Raw genomic sequence first — 21,417 nt, 5'->3', positions numbered from 1 at the left:
GTTAAAATAATGATAGACGACGTGATACGTTGAGATAGGAGGCTATTTATGAAATTCACAGAATCAGAAAAATTACATCAAGAGGCGCTGGAGCATATTGTTGGAGGTGTCAACAGCCCCTCTCGTTCATATAAGGCAGTAGGCGGCGGTTCACCCGTGGCTATGGAAAAAGGAGAAGGCGCTTATTTTTGGGATGTTGACGGAAATCGCTATATCGATTATCTAGCAGCATACGGCCCAATTATTACAGGACATGCCCACCCTCATATTACAAAAGCGATTACAAAAGCGGCTGAAACAGGTGTCCTTTTCGGAACGCCAACGAAGCATGAAGTCACTTTTGCTAAAATGCTGAAGGAAGCCATGCCTGCTTTGGACAAAGTTCGCTTTGTCAATTCAGGTACTGAAGCGGTGATGACAACGATTCGTGTCGCACGTGCATATACAGGCAGAACAAAGATCATTAAGTTTGCTGGATGTTATCACGGTCACTCTGATCTTGTACTTGTGGCAGCTGGCTCTGGTCCTTCCACTTTAGGAACCCCTGATTCAGCGGGCGTACCAAAAAGCATCGCCAATGAAGTGATTACCGTTCCATTTAATGATATTGACAGCTACAAAGAAGCATTGGATCGATGGGGCGATGAAGTCGCAGCTGTCCTTGTCGAGCCAATTGTCGGGAACTTCGGCATCGTGGAGCCTAAGGACGGTTTCCTGCAGCAGGTCAATGACCTCACTCATGAAAAGGGCGCACTTGTGATCTACGATGAAGTGATTACAGCTTTCCGCTTTATGTACGGAGGCGCACAGGACTTGCTTCAAGTAAAACCTGACCTCACTGCATTAGGAAAAATCATTGGCGGCGGACTTCCGATCGGTGCTTATGGCGGTAAAAAAGAAATTATGGAGCAAGTCGCTCCTCTTGGACCAGCCTATCAAGCTGGCACGATGGCAGGAAATCCCGCATCCATTCTTTCTGGTATTGCCTGCTTGGAAGTGTTAAAACAAGATGGTGTTTACGAGCGTCTTGATCAGCTTGGCGCTATGCTAGAAGAAGGCATTTTAGCCCATGCAAAAAAACATCAAGTAGATATTACAGTGAACCGCTTAAAAGGGGCTCTCACGATCTATTTCACAAAAGAAACCATTGTGAACTATGAACAGGCTGAAAATACGGATGGCGAAATGTTCGCCCGCTTCTTTAAATTAATGCTTTCGCAAGGGATTAACCTCGCTCCTTCTAAATATGAAGCTTGGTTCTTAACGATCGCACATACTGAAAAAGATATTTCTGAGACGCTGCAAGCAGTAGATCATGCGTTTGAACAGTTGAAACAATCATAATAGGGTCAAAAACAGGCGTAAAAAAATGCGCCTGTTTTTTTATTTATCAGCTCTTGTTTGTCAAAAGCGTGTGAATCTGTTACATTTCTTCTCAATACCTTCTTTTGATGTTTTCATGAACTTTCAAAAATCACTTGAATATTTCGGAAGACCGCTGTATATTACTTAGTTGTTCATCAAAATATTTATAATAAATGACGAGTGATCATCTATTATCTAAAAGAAAGGAATGCAGGGACAAAACCAATGAAACTTGGAGCCCGTATTTTAAAAACTGGTATTGCCATTGTACTCGCGCTTTACCTGGCAACATGGCTTGGGTTGCCAACGCCCGTCTTCGCGGGAATTGCAGCTGTATTTGCTATCCAGCCATCTATTTATCGATCTTTTTTAACGATTGTTGATCAAGTGCAAGCCAATATTATTGGAGCAGCACTTGCCATTACGTTCGGCCTGCTTTTTGGTACTGGACCAGTCATTATCGGTTTAACCGCCGTCATGGTCATTGCCATTAATTTAAAACTGAAGATTGAACACACGATTCCAATTGCACTTGTAACCGTCATTGCGATTTTAGAAAGTGCAGGGGATCATTTCCTTTCCTTTGCCTTAATTCGAACAGCTACTGTGGTGTTAGGAGTTCTTTCTTCATTTTTAGTGAATTTAATCTTCCTGCCGCCAAAGTATGAAACAAAGCTTGTTCATCACATTATGGAAAATACGGAGGAGATTTTAAAATGGATCCGTCTGAGCTCCAGACAGTCTACTGATCATTCCATTTTAAAAGATGACATCGATCAAATAAAAGAACGCATGATCAAATTAGATCACATTTACTTGTTATACAAAGAGGAACGAAGCTATTTAAAGAAAACAACCTATGTAAAATCAAGAAAGCTCGTTTTGTTCAGACAGGCCATTATGACATCGAATCGTGCCCTTTACTTGCTGAAAAAGCTTCATAAATTAGAAAATGAAATTCTTTTGATGCCAGAGCATTTCAAGGAAAGCTTAACAGATGAAATTGATTACTTACTGTATTGGCATGAGCGCACCTTGATGAAATTCGTCGGTAAAATGAAACCGCAGGACGATGAATTTCAAAATGAATGCTCTCTTCGCCTTGAAACGTTAACGAAATCATTTCTCCAGCATCAGCAAAACCAAGAAAACGACTTGCTCGATTACAATATGCTAAATGTCATGTCCAGCATCATCGAATACCGTGATGAACTAGAGCATTTAGATACATTGATTACAAGCTTCCAGACGTATCACCCAAAAGACAGTGAAATTGAGACAGAAGAAAAAGAAGCATAAACTGAGAAAAGACCAATTCCTAGAATTGGTCTTATTTGATTTTCTTCATTTTAGGATCCAGTGTGTCTCTTAATCCATCTCCCATCAGGTTAAAACCTAAAACTGTCAGCATGATCGCTACACCTGGGAAAATTAATGTCCAAGGGGCTTGAACGAGATAAGGTCTCGCATCGGCGAGCATTTTCCCCCACTCTGGGCTTGGTGCCTGTGCACCTAATCCTAAAAAACCTAAAGCCGCAGCCTCGATAATCGCTGTTCCGATCGCAAGCGTCGCCTGTACGATGATCGGCACCATACTGTTTGGCAGAATGTGACGCAGCACGATGCGGCGGTGTGACATCCCAATCGCCTTTGCTGCTAGCACGTATTCTTCTTGTTTAATACTCAGCACTTTTGAACGAACGAGTCGTCCAAAGGTTGGGACATTAATAATCGCAATGGCAATAAGGGCATTTTGTAAAGAGGGACCTAAGATGGAGACGATCGCAATCGCTAGTAGAATACTAGGAAAAGCGAGTAAAATATCAAACACTCTCGAGATCACAGCATCTAGCACTCTTCCGCCATAGCCTGCAATTAATCCAAGCAGTGTGCCTAAAATGACAGACCCGAGAACCGAGAAAAAACCAACCCATAAGGAAATCCGCGCGCCATGCACAACTCTTGAGAATATATCTCTACCGAAATCATCTGTACCAAACCAGTGCGCAGCTGATGGCGCACTAAATCGCTCACCGAGAGATTGTTCATTGATTCCAAAAGGAGCAATGAGCGGTGCAAATATCGCTAAAATGAGAAATAAAAAGACAATCACACTGCCAATGACCGCCAGCTTGTGCTGAAAGAACAGCTTCATCGATTCAAGAATCAATGATTGAGAGCGTTCTTCTTTTGGCTGAGGTGGTTCAAGCTCTTTTTGCGCTTCCATGTTATCACTCTCCCTCCCTAATATTTAATCCTTGGATCAATGACCGCATACAAGATGTCCACAATGAAATTGATCAGGACAAATATGAGCGCAACGACGAGAATGCCTGTTTGAATGACTGGGTAATCACGATAGCTGATGGCGTCATATATATACCGCCCAATGCCCGGCCATGCAAAAATGGTCTCTGTTAAAATGGCTCCGCCTAGCAAGAGACCTGTTTGAAGACCAATAATCGTCAAGATCGGAATAAGCGCATTTTTCAACCCATGCTGATAAATGATGAAAAATGAACGCACCCCTTTTGCTTTTGCTGTTCGAATAAAATCTGAATGAAGCACTTCCAGCATACTTGCCCTTGTTATCCTCGCAATAATCGCAGCAGGGATTGTAGCAAGTGCTGTACTTGGTAAGATCAAATGCTTGATGCTGTCAGTGAATTGATCAAACCGGCCTTGCAAAAGCGTGTCCAGCGTATGAATATAGGTGATTGATTCCACTGGAATTCTTACATTTTCACGTCCCGTTGTCGGTAAAATACCTAATTCAATCGAGAACAGCCACTGCCCCATTAAGCCTAACCAGAAAATCGGCATGGACACTCCAATGAGTGCAACAAACATCGCGACATAATCAAAGAAAGAATGTTTAAACCAAGCACTGATGATTCCAGCATTTACCCCCACAACAATCGCCAACACCATGGCAAAAAAGGTCAATTCTAACGTCGCAAATAAGTACGGCTTCATTTCCTGGGCAATAGCCGCTCCTGTTCGTATCGAAGTCCCTAAATCTCCTTTTAAAAGGCCCAGCATGTAATGTCCGTATTGAACATACCAAGGCTGGTTTAAACCGAGCTGGATGGTTAACTGTTCTACCGCTTCTTTCGTTGCCCGCTGTCCTAAGATGACCTGTGCTGGGTTCCCTGGAATAAACCGTATAATTGAAAACACGACCAATGTCATTCCGATCAATACTGGGATGAGCATTCCTGCCCGCTTCATACAATAAGCAAACAAACAGCTTTCACCGCCTTTTCTTTGTTTGAATAAGGGAGATACAAGATCTCCCTTATTTGCTTATTCGAAATACACGTCAGTCAAAGCTTCTGAACCAGTTGGATGCGGCTGGTAGCCTTTTAAATCACTAGATGCTGCAAGCATTGGGATTGAATGCACCAATGGAATCCAAGGTGCTTCATCATGAATGATTTCTTGTGCTTTTTTATATAGCTCATTTCGTTTCTTTTGATCTGTGTCTGTTTGTGCTTCAATGAGGATGTCGTGCATTTTATCGTTTTCGAAGAATGTATAGTTGTTGCCGCCAATGCTGTCTTTGTCCAAAAGTGTGTAGATGAAATTATCAGGATCGCCATTGTCCCCTGTCCAGCCTAATAAGAACACATCAGCCTCCCCTTTACTTGCCTTATCTAAATAGGTCGCCCAGTCGTAAGTCACAATTTCTGCTTTGACTCCGACCTTTTCAAAGTTTGATTGAATGACTTCTGCTACCTTCATCCCATCTGGCATATATGGACGCGGTACAGGCATCGCCCAAAGCTTGATGCGAAAGCCGTCAGGAAAGCCCGCTTCTTTTAAAAGTTCCTTCGCTTTTTCAGGATCATACGGATATGGATCAATGTCGTCATTGTAGCCTTCTAAAGCTGGCGGAAGAGGGTTTTTTGCTGGCTCGGCAAGTCCGCCATAAAATGACTTAATAATGGATTCTTTATCGACCGCGTAATTGAGCGCTTGACGAACGAGCTTGTTATCGAGCGGCTTCCTTGTGACGGTCAGTCCGATATAACCTACATTCATTGATGGTCTTTCAATGAGCTGGAGTGCTTGATCCGTTTTAATGCCATCTAAATCTGACGGATTCACGCCATCCATCAAATCGATCTCGCCTGTTTTCAAAGCATTTAAACGAGCCGAGTTTTCTGGGATCGAGCGGAAGATGATTTGATTCAGTTTTGGTTTATCCTTCTGCCAGTAATCTTGATTCTTTTCTAACACGATACGGTCGTTTTGTTTCCACTCTTTAAATTTGAATGGCCCTGTTCCTACTGGATTCTCGCGAAAGGAATCGCCGCTTTTTTCAACAGCCGCAGGACTCGCAATGCCAAACGGTGACATGGCAATGTTTTTAAGGAATGTCGCCTGCGGGCGCTTTAGCTGAAATTCAACTTCATGCTCACCTTTGACGATGATGTCTTTAATCACATGTCCTTTATCTTTTTTATAGCCACCAAACATGCCGTAGTAAGGGAATTTTTCTGCATCGCCATTCATCCAACGATCAAAGTTGAATTTCACTGCTTCTGCGTTAAAGTCTGTGCCATCGTGAAATTTCACACCTTCTCTTAAGTAGAATGTGTATGATTTTCCGTCCTTTGCAACATCCCAGTCTGTTGCGAGACCTGGATGGATGGTCGTGTCTTTCTCACCATAATTCAGCAGCTTTTCAAACATATTCTCTGTGACCTTGAAGGTTTCGCCTTCTGTTGTTGTGATTGGATCAAGTGAAGTGGAGTCTCCTCCTCTGCCAAATACGAGGGTATCTTTTGTTGCTTTTTCTTCTGATGACGGTGCGGACGAGCATCCCCCCAAAAACAGTGCAAGCGCCAGCACAAAAATGAAACTACTGAACAACCATGTCTTCTTCATTGTGTTCCTCCTTTTGATATAAATAACACGCCGCTGCGTGCCCCGGTTCCTCCTCATACAAAGCAGGTACTGCTTTTAAGCATTTCTCCCACCTTTTTGGACACCTTTTGTAGAAAGGACATCCGCCGCTTGGTGTCATGGCAGACTCTTCTGCCGACACATCTTGCGTCTCTAGCACGTGATCCATATGTGGAATGGATTTCAGAAGCAGCGATGTATAAGGATGAAGCGGGCTGTGAAATACGTCTTCGGCAGGCCCCACTTCGACAATCCGGCCAGCATACATGACTGCGATTCGGTCGCTCATATATCTGACAACACCAAGATCGTGAGAAATAAATAGATACGTTAGAGAAAGCGTCTTTTGCAATTCAAGCATCAAATTCAAAATTTGCGCTTGAACGGATACATCTAAAGCCGAAACGGGTTCATCGGCAATGACAAGACTTGGATGGGTAATGAGTGCTCTAGCAATCCCAATACGCTGCCTTTGTCCACCGCTAAATTGGTGCGCATAACGTTCTCCGTAGGAAGGGTCAAATCCGACAATATGCAACATCTCTTTTACCCGCTTCCGTCTTTCTGCTTTCTTTCCATGTCGATGGACAATGAGCGGTTCCTCTAAAATATCTTTGATTTTCATTCGTGGATTTAAAGAAGCGTATGGATCTTGGAAAATCATTTGAATGTCTTTTCTTAAAGAACGCATCTCTCTTTCTTTCAAAAGAGTGACCTCTTGTCCTTTCAGTTGAATAGAGCCTGACGTCGGTTCAGTCAATCTCATTAAGCTTTTGCCAAGTGTTGATTTCCCGCAGCCCGATTCACCAACAATGCCAAGCGTTTCCCCCTCCTTCACATGAAAGGACACTTGATTTAAAGCCAAAGTCGAATGGTTTTTTTTAGAAAAAAAAGCGGCTGTGTCATACCGTTTTGTCAGCTGATTCACTTGCAAGAGTGGGTGACTCAGTGTCTTCTCCTCCTTCCATTAGAAAGCATGCCACGCGGTGATCATGTTCAATGGATTGTAAAACTGGATCTTCTTCAAGGCATTGCGCCATTTGATAAGGGCAGCGCGCGGCAAATTGACAGCCGGATCGAATGGTCCCCGGCTTTGGCACATGACCTGCAATAGAGATGAGCTTTTCTTTTTTCTCTTTAAACGATGGAACTGAGGCGAAAAGACCTTTTGTGTAGGGATGCAGAGGTTTTTGAAAAATACGGTCAACGGTTCCTTCTTCTACGATTCGACCGGCATACATAATCATGACTCGCTGGCATATTTGCCGCACGACGCCTAGATCATGGGTAATAAATAAGATCGCGGTGTCCATCTCTTCATTCAGCTTTTTGAGCAGGCGAAGGATTTGCGCTTGGATGGTCACATCAAGTGCAGTTGTTGGTTCATCTGCGATCATGAGCTTTGGGTGACAAAGCATCGCCATCGCAATCATCACACGCTGACGCATGCCACCTGATAATTCATGTGGGTATTTTTTAAGCAACGATTCGGCTTGCTTCAATCCGACTGTCTGAAGCAGATCAACCGCCTTCGCTTTTGCTTTTTTTTGACCGATTGCTTGATGTGTGAAAAGGGCTTCCGTCATTTGTTTGCCGATGGTCATTAATGGGTTCAGAGAGGTCATTGGTTCTTGGAAGATCATCGAAATATCATTTCCTCTTATTTCTCGCCACTGTTTTTCTGAAAGCGACAGCAGGTTTTGCCCTTCGAATTGGATCTCTCCCGTTGTATGTGTTTGCTGGTTCAGTCCCATTAATGACATAGATGTGATGCTTTTCCCGCAGCCAGATTCGCCAACAATTCCTAAGGTTTCTCCTTTTTGAATCGAGAACGATATGTGATGGACGATGGGTACTTTTTGCTTTTTTTGCTGAAACGCAATGGACAGCTGTTTGACATCTAGCAGCACGTCTTGTTCTTTCACATATTCACCACCCCGTCATACTTTTTAAAATTGTATTGAGACAAGCTGGGAAATATGTCATGTTTTTGACAGGCATAAAAAAGCCTATCCGCTAGAATCGGATAGGCTTCTACTAATTTAATGTTTGAATGGTAAATAGATGGCGATAGTGGCTGTCTCGGTTCATTAATTCTTCGTGTGTTCCTTTTTCCACAATCTCGCCTTGTTCCATGACGACAATGAGGTCAGCATGTGTAATTGTTGATAAGCGGTGCGCGACAATAAAGGTTGTGCGGTCCTTTGCTAGCTTTTGCATCGCTTCTTGAATGTAATGTTCACTTTCTAAATCTAGTGCAGACGTTGCTTCATCTAAAATCAACAGCGGTGGATTTTTAAGAAAGACCCTTGCAATGGAAATCCGCTGTTTTTGACCGCCTGACAGCTTCACGCCCCGTTCTCCTACCTTCGTGTCATATCCTTCAGGAAGAGACATAATAAAATCATGGGCATTTGCCGCTTTTGCAGCCGAAACGATTTTTTCAAAAGAGGCTTCTGGATCTCCAACCGCAATATTTTCTTTAATCGTGTCACTGAATAAGAATGTATCCTGCAGCACCATTCCGACTTGATTTCGAAGGCTTCTTGCTCTGTACTCTTTTATATCGATGCCGTCAATTTCAAGTGATCCGTTTGTCACATCATAAAACCTTGGAATTAAGCTGACGAGAGTTGACTTCCCTCCACCGCTCATTCCTACAAGCGCAACCGTTTGTCCTTTTTCAACTTTCAAGGAGATATTGCGGAGAATCTCTTCCTGCGTGTGTTCATAACGAAATGACACATTTTTAAATTCGACCTCTCCTTTTAATTGATCGGCTTCTTTTGCATTCGGCCGATCTGTGACCTCATATGGCTCATCAATAAATTCAAAGATACGATCCATTGACGCTACCGACTGAGTTAAAGTCGTAGATGAGTTAATGAGGCGGCGAATCGGGTTGTACATCCGGTCAATATAACCAACAAAGGCGATCATGGTCCCGATCGAAAGTGATCCATTAATGACGGTGTAGCCAGCAAATGCAATGATCAATAGCGGTGCAATATCAGTGATGGTATTGACGACGGCAAATGTTTTAGCGTTCCAATTCGTATGGTTGATCGCTTTGTTTAAGAAATTTTTGTTTTCATCATGAAAATTTTCTTGTTCATATTCTTCAATGGCAAAGCTCCGAATGACTGGCATTCCTTGTACTCGCTCGTGTAGATGCCCTTGCACTTCAGCCAGCGCCTGTGACCGCTCTTTTGTCAGCTTGCGGAGCCTGCCGTAAAAATACTTCACTGCAAACGCATATAACGGAAAAATAATGACAGACACGATGGTGAGCTTGATGTCCAGTGTACACATAATGGCGATCACGATCAGCACGGTCATCAAATCTAGCCAAATGTTCATAAGACCTGTGATAACAAACTCTTTTGTCTGCTCCACATCATTGATGACTCTAGAAATGATTTCTCCTGTTCTCGTGTTGGCATAATAACGAAGGCTGAGCTTTTGAATATGCGAAAACAGCTTTTCTCGAATATCAAATAATACTTTACTGCCTGTCCACTGCGCATAGTATTGTCTATAATATTCAACAGGCGGCCTCATCACTAAAAATAATGCGAGCATGATTCCCATAATGATCAGTAGAGATGATGTCTTTTCTTCAGCCGACCCCGTGCCTTGAATGACATCATCAATGACATACTTTAAAAGCAGAGGCAATGTTAAGGGAATCGAGAACTTGATCATCCCGATGACCATTGTCAATGCAATCTGTTTTTTATACGGTGTAACAAAAGCCATGTAGCGTTTAATGACCCCCATGTAAATCTCCTTCCCAATCTATCAGTGCCTCTTATCCGTACGCAATCAAAAACCTGTTAGCCTAAAAAGCCAAACAGGTTTTTTGATGCTCTTGCTTATTTTGTATAATGTAAAAAACGTTCATACCACATATCCACAAATTCAGGAGCAAACGGACCTTTCCGCTGGTGAATCCAATGCAATAATGTATTCAGATGCTCTCTTAAGATACTATCAATTTCCTTTGGATAATTCATCTGCCTCTTATGATCTGCATATTCATCCTCATCCAAAATATTATACGTCATGTCTGGAAAGACTTTGACATCTAAGTCGTAATCAATATACTTAATTGCTTCTTCATCTGTTGCAAAAGGAGAGCTGATGTTGCAGTAATAATATACCCCATCATCTCTAAGCATCCCAATCACATTAAACCATTGTTTTGCATGGAAATAGCAAATAGCCGGTTCTCTCGTCATCCAAGTACGGCCGTCGGATTCAGTCACCATTGTCCGGTCGTTTGCACCAATGATACACAATTCCGTTGCTTTCAGAATGGTGGTTTCATTCCAAATCCTGTGGATCAAGCCATTGTGTTTATAGCTTTGAATTTGGATGCTTTCTCCTTCCTTGGGATAGCCCATATTTTCTCCCCTACTTTCTATAACAAACAAACATAACAGTCCAAAGACCTAATTTCCCAACTAAACATGTCTCTATCATATTATACCGTTACATCATTAAAAAATGAAATGAAAAAGCCATTCAACCCAATTGAACGGCACACTGTTTTACATCACGGTTGAACTCTTTTCCATCTGCTTATATGAATTGATGACCTCTTCTGTCTGTTTTGTAAACAAGGTTTGGATTTTTTGCAGTTCCTTACGTTTCTGTTTGATTTGATCATGAATCCTGGTCCACTCTTCTTTTTTTTCATCTTGCAGCAATTGTTTTTCTGTTTCTAAGCATAGATCGAGTTCTCCCTGTACATTGAGTAGTTGATCCATGAGCTGCATTTGTTCTTTTACAAGCTGATCGAAATCAGACATCTAACTCCTCCCTTTTATTTTCATCCACTTTTTGTCTGTATACCATTTCTTGAAAGATTGCAGAAATCCTTTGACTGTTTATGTAGAGGCTTTACAGGTTTTGTCGGATGGTGGGGGGAGAGGCAAAAAGAAAAGCACTTCATTCGTAGATGAAGTGCTTCCCTCTGTTTCAGTGATTAGCTGTTTTGTTGTTTGTTTTGCTCAGCTTTTTGGTTGTATTTTTTTACTTGCTGTGCGTCAGTCTCGCTAGCAAATTCTGTACCATATTGACCTTGAGCAGTAGCTTGGTTTTGTTTTTTCACTTGTTGTGCGTTTGTTTTGTTTTGTTGTTTATCCATCATTATCACCTCCACGCACATTAATTTGTGCAGAAGGTGTACTTCCTATTCATGATTTTTTAAACAAGCAAAGAACGTCCGCCATCCACAATAATCGTCTGTCCTCTAATCATGTCTGCTTTGCCTGATACAAGGAATTCGACGCTGTCGACCATGTCTTTAATTTCCACCATTCGGCCAGCTGGTGTATTTTTCTTGGCGTCTTCTAAAAGCTCTTCTCGGTTCGGGAAGTGCTTAAGTGCATCTGTATCAATCGCGCCGCCAGATACGGCATTCACGACGATATTTTTTTGTGACAGCTCAACAGATAGATAACGCGTCAACGCTTCTAATGCTGCTTTTGATACGCCAACTACTGTGTAATTTTCAAGGTAGCGGATGGAGCCTAGTGAGCTAATGCTGACGATATGTCCGCCGCCGTTTTTCTCCATTAATTTCGCCGCTTCTTGTCCGCAGAATAACAAAGCTTTCGCATTGATATTCATCGTCCAGTCCCAATGATTTTCTTCAAGGTCCATGATTGGACGCTGAACACCAGATGCCGCATTGTTCACAAATACGTCTAATCGGCCAAACGTTTCGTCAATTTGCTGGAACATGTCTTTGATTTTCTCTGGCTGACCTACGTTGGCTTTGACAACCAATGTTTTAACACCCATCGCTTCAATTTCTTCCGCTGTTTCAAGTGCGGCTTTTTTGCTTCTCGCATAGTTAATGACAATGTCATATCCTTTTTCAGCTAGGCGAAGGGCAACTTCTTTCCCTACACCTCTGCTGCTACCTGTAATTAATGCACATTTACGTTGACTCATTATGGTTCATCTCCTGATTTGAATAGTTTTCGTCCATTCGCTTCACACTAATAGGAAAGTTCCTATTAGGAGGTTACATTCATGTATGTCGGACGCGATTTAAGCCAGCTTGGCATGATGTCCAAGGATCAATGGAAAGATACTGAGCTTGCTTACTTTCATCATGCTTTCCAACAAATTTTACCTTATTTGAATGAAGAAGGGCAATCTAAGTATCGAGAAATCATTTCTGAAATTGAAAACCGCGGGGGTCTGCACCGAAATGAAGCTGATTATACCCACGGTACAACGGTTAAATACGACTAGGCTCTTCAAGTGCCATCTTCCAAATTTTTTGGTGTGAGACTGGCAAAGCATATGCCTTAAATTCTTCTGTTGTCACTTTTTTCAGCATCGTGTCATCAGATACAGATGTCACACGTCCAAAGAAAACAGAAATATTCCAGATGAGGTGGGTAAATACATGCTGAATGGTGCCTTCTAAGTCACCAAGCTCTGCTTGTACACCTGCCTCCTCATTTAAGAAATCCATTAGCTGCTCTTTTTCCGTTTTTCTCCCCTTTATGGTTTCCAAGTTAGGGAATTCCCATAAATTCGCAAGAAGGCCTGTACTTGGCCGCTTATGAATATAAAGGTTGCCTACGTCATCAAATAACACCACTGCTGCCATTGATTTTGCAGTCGGTTTTTTCTTTTTGCTTTTCACTGGGAGCTCATGCTGAACGCCTTCCTCGAGTGCCGAGCAATGCATGTTCACAGGGCAAATAAGGCAGGCAGGAGATGTTGGGGTACAAATGAGCGCACCTAACTCCATCAGCCCTTGATTGAATTCAGACGGCTTTTCCCGGGAAATGAGCTGATCGACCGCAAACTCGAAAATATTTCTCGTTTTTGGTTTTGCAATATCATCCCATATGGACAAAATACGGGAAATGACCCTCATAACGTTGCCGTCTACCGCAGGGTACGGCTTGTTATAAGCGATACTCAGTACTGCGCCGCTCGTATACGGGCCTACACCTTTGAGCTTTGAAAATTGCTCTTTCGTATCAGGGACAACGCCCTCGTAGGATTCATAGACTTCTTTCACAGCGGCCTGTAAATTACGCACTCTTGAGTAGTAGCCAAGACCTTCCCATGCTTTCATGACTTTTTCTTCATCAGCTAAAGCAAGATCTTTCACTGTCGGGAATTGCTCCATAAACCGGTTGAAGTACGGAATGACCGTATCCACCCTCGTTTGCTGAAGCATCACTTCTGATACCCAGACGCGGTATGGATCTTGATTTTCACGCCACGGAAGTGTTCGTTGTTCTTTTTCATACCAATCAATTAAATCATGCTGAAAGCCCGCAATATCTTTGCGGTCCAGCTTTTCTTGAATGTCTTTCATATCTATACTCCTTCTCATTGAACCGAGGGCTAACGTTCTGAAAAGAACCTTATTTGTTGTATACTGTTTGTAGATACGTTAACATGTTACATTAAATCAAGACAAAGCAAAAGTGCTTTTGCACATAGTCTTGAAAGAAGGCGTATACTTTGTATGATTGTTCCTAAGCATGACAACTAGGAGGTAATCAATTGGATACTGGTACTCATGTAGTAATGGGCATTTCTCTTGGGGGACTTGCACTTTTAGATCCAGCCGTCAGCGCAGATCCACACATGGCACACGCCGTGATGATCGCGACCATCGCCGGCTCCCAAGCACCAGACATTGATACTGTGCTAAAACTAAAAAATAATGCGGTTTATATAAGAAATCACCGAGGATTTACACATTCCATTCCGGCTGTACTGTTTTGGTCATTGCTAATTCCAGCTGTGATTTTCCCATTCGTGCCGGAGGCGAATTTACTTCATCTTTGGTTATGGACACTATTAGCTGTTGTGCTTCATGTGTTTGTCGATATATTCAATGCATACGGCACACAGGCCATTCGTCCATTTTCAAAGAAGTGGGTAGCGCTTGGGATTATTAACACGTTTGATCCGTTTATCTTTTTTACACATCTTGTCGCCATTGTCGTTTGGGCGATTGGCGGACATCCCGGCTATACGTTCATTACGCTGTATGCCGTGATTTTTTGTTACTATATCGTCAGGGTCATCATGCAGCTTCAGATTAAACGTCAGCTGCGTGCACGATTCGATGAAATTGAAGACATTATTATTTCGCCTACAATGAAGTTCAGACAATGGCGCATTGCCGTGAAATGTAAATCCTCTTTCCATGTCGGGCGCAGCATGAATGGAGATGTCGTCATTTTAGACACCTTTAACCGTGTGCCGGTCCCTGATACTGAAATTATGAAAATTGCTAAACAAGACGAAAACATTTCAGCCTTTCTCTCCTTCTCCCCTGTCTACCGGTGGGAAGTGGATAAATACAAGGATCATTATGAAGTGCGGTTCATTGATTTGCGCTACCGTAGCAAAGGTCACTATCCTTTCGTCGCGATCTGCCATATCGACATGGACCACCAAATCAAAAATTCCTATACTGGCTGGATTTTCAGTGAAGAAAAACTGCAAAAAAAATTAAGACTCGGCTCTGTGTGAGCGAGTCTTTTTTTGTGCTTACAACTCTTACAACTTCGTCATATATTCCACAATAAACTCCCAAAAGCCAGGTCCTTCTTGGTAAATCAGCCGGTCTACTTTTTCGATGAGTTTGATGTAGAGTTCTTGTTCGAGGTCTTCTCTTTCTTGATATGCCGTGTTTTGTAGTTTCTTTTTGATCAAGGGTGTGAAGGTTTCAATGAGTTCTTCCATTTCTCCATTGGTCATTTTTTCTTCGTTCACGGACATCTCCCCCTGTTTCTTCTTTTAGTTTGTTGAGTGCTTTTTTGTGGATGTTTGAGATGTTTTGTCTCGTTTCGCCTAGCCGGTCGGCTATTTCTTTCATTGTTTGACCTTCAACATAAATATGGGTTAAGACCATTTTTTTTTGTCTGTCAGCTGCTGGTAGGCCTTGTACAATGTTTGATCTTGCAGGTGCTTCCCTAAGTCTTGCTGGTTTATTCAAAAGAAGATGAACAGAAATTGAAGGGTTTCATTCTTGCGAAATCATTAATAACATATTATCATATACTTTAATTACCAATTAAATAGAATGAAAGGGGGAATTTTTTGATATGTTGACCTAAATGGAAACGAACCTATGTTATTTTTTGCACAAAAATAAACCGACCGGTCTGTTTGTAAAAAGAGGAGGGAAAAGTGATGAGGAATAAAAATGTGATCATTATCGGCAGTGGTGTAGCAGGATTAGCTGCCTCTTTATTTTTGAAAAAGGCTGGAATTGAAAGCACTATTTACGAGAGTAGATCAAATAAATTAGAAACAGGTGCAGGTTTTTTACTGTCTCCAAATGGTGTAAAGATTTTGGACGAAATAGGGTGTAAGGATGAAGTTATAGCAAATACAGCAGTGATAAAGAGGATTCATCAAATAAACAGTGAAAATAAACTGGAAGCTATTTTCAACAATTATAGCGAAACATATTATCATGCCCCTTTACTGAATGTCATGAGAGACCAAATCATCAAATCACTTTTAAAGGAAGTTCACCGTCAAGGAATCAAAGTGAAATACAACAAAAAGTTAACTTCGGTCAACCAGACATCTCATTCCATTGAGGCTTTTTTTGAAGATGAAACTGTCATAACAGGTGATATTTTAATAGGAGCAGATGGAACTTTTTCGAAAACAAGAGAGGCTATTGCGTTTAATGCTAAATTAGACTATAGCGGTTTTTGGGGACTTCAAGGAGTATCGTTTGTGAAGGATTTTGTATTGGATGAGGCAACAAGTTATTTTTACAATGACGGAAACTTTCAATTCATTTTTGGAAAAGCGCATCCAACAAATAAAATGAATATTTTATGGCAAGCTTTCTCTCAGTGTCCTGAGAAGTTACCTACAAAACATTTTGAGAAAGCCAATAAAGAAACAATCCGACAGTTATTATATAAACAAATGGAACATTGGAACATTCCTAAACACCTTTCTGACATCATCGATCATACAGACATGTTCTTTCCAAGAAGTATCTATGAAATAAAGGATCTTCCTGTGTGGTCAAAAGGACGAGTTGTTCTTATAGGTGATGCTGTACATACAGCAAATCCTTTTGTTGGTCAAGGAGCATCGTATAGTCTAGAAGATGCCATGGTCATAGCAAAGATGCTAAGAGATCATGATTATCGAGATGCGTTCTATTATTATGAAAAGGATCGAAGAAAGAGGACAGAAGAATTGAATGCGCTATTTCAGCACATGGGTATTCAGAATGATATTGATAAAAAAATGAACGAATACAATATTGAATGGGATGAAGAAACATACGTATGAGATGAAAAATAAAAAACACCACTTATGATGAAAAGTGGTGTTTCTTGTGTTTTCTTCGTGCATATAGGATCGCACCAATCAAACTGATGAATGAAATCAATGCAAGAATTCTGATATAAGGCGGATAGTAGGTTAACACAATCTCATTTTTGCCTTTTTCTATTGGAAAGCCGATGAATGCGTAGTTGGCTTTTTCAATATCGGTTTGGTGTCCGTTCACCTTGAGCTCCCAGCCTTTTTCATATGGAACAGGCAGAATCATGTAGTCATCGCCGCGCTTGTTATCATATGAAATCGTAAAACGATTGTTTTGAAGCTTCACCTGCTGGCTACCATCATCCTGTTTTTCTTTTTCATCTGCTTGCTCTAAGATGCGATATGGTTCGTGATACAGCTTTAATTGACTCAGTTCATACGTCCCTTTTGGTACTCGAATGGAGAGGATCTTTTCCGCAGGGACCCGAATCGTCACTTCATTGACACCTGTTTTGTAGATGGATGTATTGCTTTTTCGTGATGTGACATAGTCGTCAACGGATAACTGAAATCCTTCGTTACGGTCGGTCCGCTTCACATAAAAGCTCACATACACATCCCCAGCGCGAGCGATGTCATCTGGAAGTGTGATATTCAGACCGCCCATTTCTCCGTATACATCAAGCACGCCATGTTCGTATGCAGCTTGTTCCGTATGAATATTCGTATCTTTGAGTCGATCTGCTGCGTGCTCGATTTCAGCGTTTCCTTTTTTGTCTAAAATGACGCCTTGCAGCATCGCATGCTCTTTATCAAGTGCTGAGGCATCTTTTAAGGATTGTTCTGAATAAACGGTGCTCGTTGTTCTTGCAAATGGCAGTGACCGCGTATTTTCATATACCTCATAATGCTCACTTTTCAAGATTGGCTTAAAATAAGCTGGCGGTGAGTAAGACATTGTGTTGTCTCTCATATAATACTTTCCGTAGGTCAGGCTGTATAAATTCGCCCTGTCCCCCATTGTTGCATACCGGCTGACACTTTCCCTCCCCATATCGATTTGCAGGTCATTCCAGTAGAAATTGAGCAAATGCTGATTCAATATACTTGAATACACACTCATTCCTTGGAAGCCTTCAAATAATGGGGTATTGTTGCGCACGCCATTCATCCAATCAATCCGGGCAAGCGGATCTTTTGAGCGGCTTTGAATCTGCTGAATGAGCTTCATTTGTTCATGTCCAGCATATGCTTCACTATTCAGATACGTATCTGATACGCTCTTAATATTGCTTCTTTCAGATAAGTATCCCTGCTGATACACGCCTGCTGTCAGTAGGCTAATGGCAATAAGTACTGCTGAAAAGAGACGAAGGTGCTGACGTTTTTCGGCATGCATCCATAGGAAGAACAAGCTGATCACAAGCAGTCCTATACCTGTAAACACAACGACATCCATGTTTCCCTTTGCTCGTTCTGAAAGGACGACAGCAAGAAGGAACACGATCCAAGCGCCTAAGACCGCACGCTTTTTCCACTTCCACTCGATTTGTGAGAAATGCTTGATCGTGATGGCAACGACCGCTCCAACTGTAAAGGCAAGAATGTATTCAAATCTGTACTGCGGTGCTGAAAAACCATTAAACACACTCGCTATCTTTGGACTGTAGTGAAAAACAATGAGCAGAACGCTGATCGATGTAAACATGAAAAACCATCTGTTCCGGTAAAGCGGTACGAGAAACAGACAAATCAGAAAAATCACGGGTAATAAATACACCCTGCTCGTAAACAGCAGATGATCATGCAGCTCGAACCAAGGAATGGCCTGTTCATACGGCGGTCTTATATTGTTAAGAAAGCCATAAACAGACGGGATAAAAAAGGCGGCACTGATCCCAAAGGATAACAGTGTAGAGATCGCAAGCGTCCAAAACACCTTCCACCCGCGCTCCTCACTTCGCAGTTTGATCATATATCTGAAGACAAGATATATCGCTAAAAAGATAAAGTGAATGTAAGCAAAGTAAAAGTTGTTGATCAGCATCAGGCTGCACGCCAAAATAAACCAAGCCGGCTTACCCGTTTTGAATATCCGTTCAACCCCAAGTACAAGCAGCGGAAGCCACATCATGCTGTCGGTGAAAAATTCCCAAAACGTTTGATGCCGGAAATACACAATAGATAGTCCATAAATTGCGGCACCTGTCAGGGCACCCAGTCTATTTTGAACCATTGAGAGAAGCACACGGTAAGCAATGAATAGAATGAGCGTCAGCTTAATCACGCTCAGCCAAATCACAGCATTTGCCCAGAAATGAATGTCCGTTGATTGTATGAGGTGAAGCGCATTCATCAGCCAGACGACAGCGACTGTCACCATAAAGACCGTCGACGTTGTGAAATAATACCCTAATTGCGTGTATGTACCGCCGCCTAGACCGAATTGATAGGAATAAAAGAAATTCCCTTTGACATATTCGTCGTAAAGCAGCTTTTTAAATGGGAGCATTTGCGAGATGCCATCCCCATCTCCTGTCATGTACCGGCCTTGCGTATATTCATATAAGAAAAAGGAGTGGCCTAATAATGCGAGAATGAGGCACATTCCAATGATTATCCATCTACGTTTCATCATCTAAATCCTTTCCACAAAAGATCCATTGTTCTTTGAAACAAAACAACCCAGCAAGCGATTCGTGCTTGCCGGTTATTTGACTCCACGTTATTTAAATAACTGTGTTAACACTCGGTCTTGTTCCTTTGAGCTTGTCTCTTGCTGCATGACATTTGATTCTTGGATCAAATAATGCGGCCTCTTTTTCGTTTCATAATAAATACGGCCAATATATTCTCCAATCACACCTAGACTCAAAAGCTGGACACCTCCGAGGAAAAGCACAGCCGATATTAAAGTGAAGTAACCAGGTACCATCACGCCCGTTCTGACGATTTGAATAAAGGTGGCAACGATGTAAATCAAAGAGAGGAATAAGATCAGTATGCCAGTATAAAAACAAATACGCAGCGGGCGGTTGTTAAAAGAAATGACGCCATCTATGCCGTAGTTAAACAACTTCTTTAATGACCATTTTGTATCACCATGCTGTCTTTCTACATTTTCATAATAGATGACCTTTTCTTCAAACCCAATCCAGCAAAAAAGCCCTTTTGAAAAACGATTTCCTTCTTTTAGCTGAAGCAATGCATCGATTGCTTGGCGCGAAATCAAACGGAAATCTCCGACGCCATCACGCAAGTCCACTTCGACTACCTTGTTCATCACTTTATAGTACATGGATGATAAGTAAGAGCGAAGCTTGCTGTCTCCTTTACGGTTCCGTTTGGCAATGACTTGATGGTAGCCTTCTTCATATCCTCTGACGAAGTCCTGAATCAAATACGTTGGGTGCTGCAGGTCGGCGTCCATGATGATCGCAGCTACTCCCTTCGCATATTCAAGTCCTGCAAGTATAGCGGCTTCCTTCCCAAAGTTACGTGAGAAGGAAATGTATTTGACCTTTGCACTTTTGCGAGAGAGCTCTCTCATGTATTGAAGTGTATTATCTTTGCTTCCATCATTCACAAAAATGATTTCAAAGTCATAATGAAAATCGCGAAACTCTTCCTCGAGTGCCTCAAAGATTCGTCTGATGTTTTCACCTTCATTGTAAGAAGGAATTATAACAGAGAGCAATTCTCGTTCCATATCGCACCTTCTCTTCACTTTTTTCACAGTCTGATATGTTCATTATTCCTTTTTTGTTAGGAAACGAAACCCTTTTTTATTATCCATAAATTACATGTCTCTTTAATCGTTCTATTATATCAGAGTTTTATTTCCAGTGATTTTCAGTAAGATGAATTTAATGTAATTTTAAGTTTAACCATTGTAAAAAGCCTGTAATTTCGATCACAGACTGGGTATTGTCTCTTAAAATTGTTTACTCATTTATATATTTTCCTATTTCTTGAAAAAATGAGCGGGGCACTTTTTTTAATGAAGCAGCCCTTTATTCTGCCCTTGTAGATGCTCGTTTGCCTTCGATTGTTTATTTTGGAATAAATGCAGCTGCGCACCGTAGCTCTCAATCCACTCTTGGACAATCCGTTCAGTTGTTTCCTGTCCTTTATACTTGTGGCCAGCCTTTGCATAGGTCGTTTCAAAATCACTCCAAAGCAGCTCTACCCATGTACGTGCTTCGTCATATGTCAGCATATTGTTTTTTTCCATGAGTTGTTCTGTTAGTCGCTCAAAGTATTGTTCCATGTCGGTTCCTCCTTCATCTAGCAGAAAGTGCCTTTTTAAAAAAACCTCTTTTTTCATATACTACCCTTACGTCTTCAAAAGACGCAAATGATTTGTATTGTTTGGAGGGAATCGATATGCGTAATAAAGCAAAAGGTTTTCCAAATCAAGTGAATCACAAATTTGAAGGCGAGCCAGGCGCCACAGATGCTTATGCGTCTAAAAGGCCGAATGGTGAGACGAATACACGTCCGCAGGAACGTATGAGGGCATCAGGGAAACGCTAATTTTTCCAAAGGGAGTGCTTGAGATATGAGTTCAAATGGGAAATCGTATATGGAAGACTTTGTTCAATTAAGGACAACCGCTTACCCTCAACCATGGGCGAATGCAAAGCATTCTGCCTCTCAGGTCAACGGAGAAACGCAGCAAACGCAGCACGACATCGTACTTCAGAACAACGTCCGTAAACAACGTTCGAAGTAAAGAAAAGGACTGATCTCTAGGATCAGTCCTTTGTCTTCTTTTCAGCGTGATAGAAAACCTTTGCAGCCCTAGGAAGGACGAGTACCGTAGCGGAGCGATTTTGACAT

General features: G+C 41.8%; 21 protein-coding genes and 2 pseudogenes. 7 read left to right on the top strand and 16 right to left on the bottom strand.

The annotated features are described in order from the left end of the window. The first annotated feature begins 48 nt into the window (after positions 1–48). Both NST39_RS04795 and NST39_RS04790 read left to right on the top strand, forming a co-directional pair. A complete protein-coding gene (locus tag NST39_RS04795) occupies positions 49–1,344 on the top strand; it encodes a glutamate-1-semialdehyde 2,1-aminomutase (RefSeq protein WP_044139666.1) in 1,296 nt (431 codons plus the stop codon). 246 nt (positions 1,345–1,590) lie between these two features. After that, on the top strand, positions 1,591–2,664 hold the full coding sequence (locus tag NST39_RS04790) for an FUSC family protein (RefSeq protein ID WP_341027349.1): 1,074 nt from the start codon (positions 1,591–1,593) through the stop codon (positions 2,662–2,664). A 31-nt stretch (positions 2,665–2,695) separates the two neighbouring features. Here the strand turns inward: NST39_RS04790 and NST39_RS04785 are convergent, their stop codons facing one another. From NST39_RS04785 to fabL, 10 genes and pseudogenes are all read right to left on the bottom strand, one after another. After that, a complete protein-coding gene (locus NST39_RS04785) occupies positions 2,696–3,592 on the bottom strand; it encodes an ABC transporter permease (protein ID WP_341027347.1) in 897 nt (298 codons plus the stop codon). Between the two features lie 17 nt (positions 3,593–3,609). After that, positions 3,610–4,611, bottom strand: coding sequence for an ABC transporter permease (locus NST39_RS04780; protein WP_341027345.1), 1,002 nt, complete (start codon positions 4,609–4,611; stop codon positions 3,610–3,612). Between the two features lie 60 nt (positions 4,612–4,671). Then, positions 4,672–6,258 (bottom strand): ABC transporter substrate-binding protein, encoded by a 1,587-nt coding sequence (locus tag NST39_RS04775; RefSeq protein ID WP_341027344.1) that lies wholly within the window; start codon positions 6,256–6,258, stop codon positions 4,672–4,674. Beyond that, positions 6,233–7,210: an ABC transporter ATP-binding protein gene (locus tag NST39_RS04770; protein ID WP_106066790.1), complete on the bottom strand. Its 978-nt coding sequence runs from the start codon at positions 7,208–7,210 to the stop codon at positions 6,233–6,235. Before NST39_RS04770 ends, NST39_RS04775 begins: the two co-directional genes overlap by 26 nt. Continuing rightward, a complete protein-coding gene (locus tag NST39_RS04765; protein ID WP_106036200.1) occupies positions 7,179–8,201 on the bottom strand; it encodes an ABC transporter ATP-binding protein in 1,023 nt (340 codons plus the stop codon). Before NST39_RS04765 ends, NST39_RS04770 begins: the two co-directional genes overlap by 32 nt. A gap of 112 nt (positions 8,202–8,313) precedes the next feature. Beyond that, entirely contained in the window at positions 8,314–10,056 is a 1,743-nt protein-coding gene (locus NST39_RS04760) for an ABC transporter ATP-binding protein (RefSeq protein WP_326287162.1), read from the bottom strand. A 95-nt stretch (positions 10,057–10,151) separates the two neighbouring features. Further along, complete coding sequence (ntdP, locus tag NST39_RS04755) at positions 10,152–10,682, bottom strand: nucleoside tri-diphosphate phosphatase (protein ID WP_003217818.1); 531 nt, start codon at positions 10,680–10,682, stop codon at positions 10,152–10,154. Positions 10,683–10,829: 147 nt separating this feature from the next. Next, positions 10,830–11,090: a YgaB family protein gene (locus NST39_RS04750; protein ID WP_003217867.1), complete on the bottom strand. Its 261-nt coding sequence runs from the start codon at positions 11,088–11,090 to the stop codon at positions 10,830–10,832. 176 nt (positions 11,091–11,266) lie between these two features. Beyond that, positions 11,267–11,413: pseudogene (locus NST39_RS04745) on the bottom strand (gamma-type small acid-soluble spore protein); the annotation flags it as partial. A gap of 74 nt (positions 11,414–11,487) precedes the next feature. Beyond that, the gene (fabL, locus tag NST39_RS04740; protein ID WP_024425211.1) at positions 11,488–12,240 is read right to left on the bottom strand and encodes an enoyl-[acyl-carrier-protein] reductase FabL; all 753 of its coding nucleotides are present in this window, start codon (positions 12,238–12,240) and stop codon (positions 11,488–11,490) included. Positions 12,241–12,321: 81 nt separating this feature from the next. Between fabL and NST39_RS04735 the strand changes: the two genes are divergently transcribed. Continuing rightward, on the top strand, positions 12,322–12,546 hold the full coding sequence (locus NST39_RS04735; protein ID WP_044139672.1) for a hypothetical protein: 225 nt from the start codon (positions 12,322–12,324) through the stop codon (positions 12,544–12,546). On the opposite strand, the gene mutY is transcribed toward NST39_RS04735, so the two are convergent. Next, positions 12,533–13,633: an A/G-specific adenine glycosylase gene (mutY, locus tag NST39_RS04730; protein ID WP_341027340.1), complete on the bottom strand. Its 1,101-nt coding sequence runs from the start codon at positions 13,631–13,633 to the stop codon at positions 12,533–12,535. The genes NST39_RS04735 and mutY overlap by 14 nt on opposite strands. Before the next feature lie 191 nt (positions 13,634–13,824). Between mutY and NST39_RS04725 the strand changes: the two genes are divergently transcribed. After that, entirely contained in the window at positions 13,825–14,805 is a 981-nt protein-coding gene (locus tag NST39_RS04725) for a metal-dependent hydrolase (RefSeq protein WP_341027338.1), read from the top strand. A gap of 27 nt (positions 14,806–14,832) precedes the next feature. Here the strand turns inward: NST39_RS04725 and rsoA are convergent, their stop codons facing one another. Next, positions 14,833–15,054 (bottom strand): sigma-O factor regulator RsoA, encoded by a 222-nt coding sequence (gene rsoA / locus NST39_RS04720; RefSeq protein WP_341027336.1) that lies wholly within the window; start codon positions 15,052–15,054, stop codon positions 14,833–14,835. Further along, positions 15,002–15,264 (bottom strand): annotated as a pseudogene (locus NST39_RS04715) (sigma-70 family RNA polymerase sigma factor); the annotation flags it as partial. The pseudogene NST39_RS04715 and the gene rsoA, both read right to left, overlap by 53 nt. A 204-nt stretch (positions 15,265–15,468) precedes the next feature. On the opposite strand from NST39_RS04715, the gene NST39_RS04710 reads away from it, so the two are divergent. After that, on the top strand, positions 15,469–16,599 hold the full coding sequence (locus NST39_RS04710) for an FAD-dependent oxidoreductase (RefSeq protein ID WP_341027334.1): 1,131 nt from the start codon (positions 15,469–15,471) through the stop codon (positions 16,597–16,599). A 22-nt stretch (positions 16,600–16,621) separates the two neighbouring features. On the opposite strand, the gene NST39_RS04705 is transcribed toward NST39_RS04710, so the two are convergent. The 3 genes from NST39_RS04705 to NST39_RS04695 all read right to left on the bottom strand — a co-directional run bounded on the left by NST39_RS04705 (position 16,622) and on the right by NST39_RS04695 (position 20,845). Continuing rightward, a complete protein-coding gene (locus NST39_RS04705; protein ID WP_341027331.1) occupies positions 16,622–19,213 on the bottom strand; it encodes a YfhO family protein in 2,592 nt (863 codons plus the stop codon). Between the two features lie 87 nt (positions 19,214–19,300). Further along, positions 19,301–20,284 carry a glycosyltransferase family 2 protein gene (locus NST39_RS04700; RefSeq protein ID WP_003217835.1) on the bottom strand — a complete coding sequence of 328 codons (984 nt, stop codon included), beginning with the start codon at positions 20,282–20,284 and terminating at the stop codon, positions 19,301–19,303. 288 nt (positions 20,285–20,572) lie between these two features. Beyond that, positions 20,573–20,845 carry a YfhJ family protein gene (locus NST39_RS04695; RefSeq protein WP_326287160.1) on the bottom strand — a complete coding sequence of 91 codons (273 nt, stop codon included), beginning with the start codon at positions 20,843–20,845 and terminating at the stop codon, positions 20,573–20,575. Between the two features lie 116 nt (positions 20,846–20,961). Here NST39_RS04695 and NST39_RS04690 point away from each other — a divergent pair, with 116 nt between their 5' ends. Beyond that, positions 20,962–21,111 carry a small, acid-soluble spore protein K gene (locus NST39_RS04690; RefSeq protein ID WP_003217849.1) on the top strand — a complete coding sequence of 50 codons (150 nt, stop codon included), beginning with the start codon at positions 20,962–20,964 and terminating at the stop codon, positions 21,109–21,111. Positions 21,112–21,136: 25 nt separating this feature from the next. Beyond that, positions 21,137–21,310 (top strand): YpzG family protein, encoded by a 174-nt coding sequence (locus NST39_RS04685; protein WP_003217811.1) that lies wholly within the window; start codon positions 21,137–21,139, stop codon positions 21,308–21,310. Positions 21,311–21,417: the final 107 nt, after the last annotated feature.

It is taken from the genome of Bacillus sp. FSL W8-0645 (assembly GCF_038007905.1).
Taxonomy (GTDB): domain Bacteria; phylum Bacillota; class Bacilli; order Bacillales; family Bacillaceae; genus Bacillus; species Bacillus pumilus.
This window is presented reverse-complemented; position numbering and strand designations above follow the sequence as displayed.

Coding starts and splice junctions, on each gene's coding strand:
- NST39_RS04785 (WP_341027347.1), bottom strand. CDS start 3,592: ATGGAAGCGCAAAAAGAGCTTGAACCACCTCAGCCAAAAGAAGAACGC.
- NST39_RS04710 (WP_341027334.1), top strand. CDS start 15,469: ATGAGGAATAAAAATGTGATCATTATCGGCAGTGGTGTAGCAGGATTA.
- NST39_RS04795 (WP_044139666.1), top strand. CDS start 49: ATGAAATTCACAGAATCAGAAAAATTACATCAAGAGGCGCTGGAGCAT.
- NST39_RS04790 (WP_341027349.1), top strand. CDS start 1,591: ATGAAACTTGGAGCCCGTATTTTAAAAACTGGTATTGCCATTGTACTC.
- mutY (WP_341027340.1), bottom strand. CDS start 13,633: ATGAAAGACATTCAAGAAAAGCTGGACCGCAAAGATATTGCGGGCTTT.
- NST39_RS04750 (WP_003217867.1), bottom strand. CDS start 11,090: ATGTCTGATTTCGATCAGCTTGTAAAAGAACAAATGCAGCTCATGGAT.
- NST39_RS04695 (WP_326287160.1), bottom strand. CDS start 20,845: ATGGAACAATACTTTGAGCGACTAACAGAACAACTCATGGAAAAAAAC.
- NST39_RS04685 (WP_003217811.1), top strand. CDS start 21,137: ATGAGTTCAAATGGGAAATCGTATATGGAAGACTTTGTTCAATTAAGG.
- rsoA (WP_341027336.1), bottom strand. CDS start 15,054: ATGTCCGTGAACGAAGAAAAAATGACCAATGGAGAAATGGAAGAACTC.
- NST39_RS04700 (WP_003217835.1), bottom strand. CDS start 20,284: ATGGAACGAGAATTGCTCTCTGTTATAATTCCTTCTTACAATGAAGGT.
- NST39_RS04775 (WP_341027344.1), bottom strand. CDS start 6,258: ATGAAGAAGACATGGTTGTTCAGTAGTTTCATTTTTGTGCTGGCGCTT.
- NST39_RS04760 (WP_326287162.1), bottom strand. CDS start 10,056: ATGGGGGTCATTAAACGCTACATGGCTTTTGTTACACCGTATAAAAAA.
- fabL (WP_024425211.1), bottom strand. CDS start 12,240: ATGAGTCAACGTAAATGTGCATTAATTACAGGTAGCAGCAGAGGTGTA.
- NST39_RS04690 (WP_003217849.1), top strand. CDS start 20,962: ATGCGTAATAAAGCAAAAGGTTTTCCAAATCAAGTGAATCACAAATTT.
- ntdP (WP_003217818.1), bottom strand. CDS start 10,682: ATGGGCTATCCCAAGGAAGGAGAAAGCATCCAAATTCAAAGCTATAAA.
- NST39_RS04705 (WP_341027331.1), bottom strand. CDS start 19,213: ATGATGAAACGTAGATGGATAATCATTGGAATGTGCCTCATTCTCGCA.
- NST39_RS04735 (WP_044139672.1), top strand. CDS start 12,322: ATGTATGTCGGACGCGATTTAAGCCAGCTTGGCATGATGTCCAAGGAT.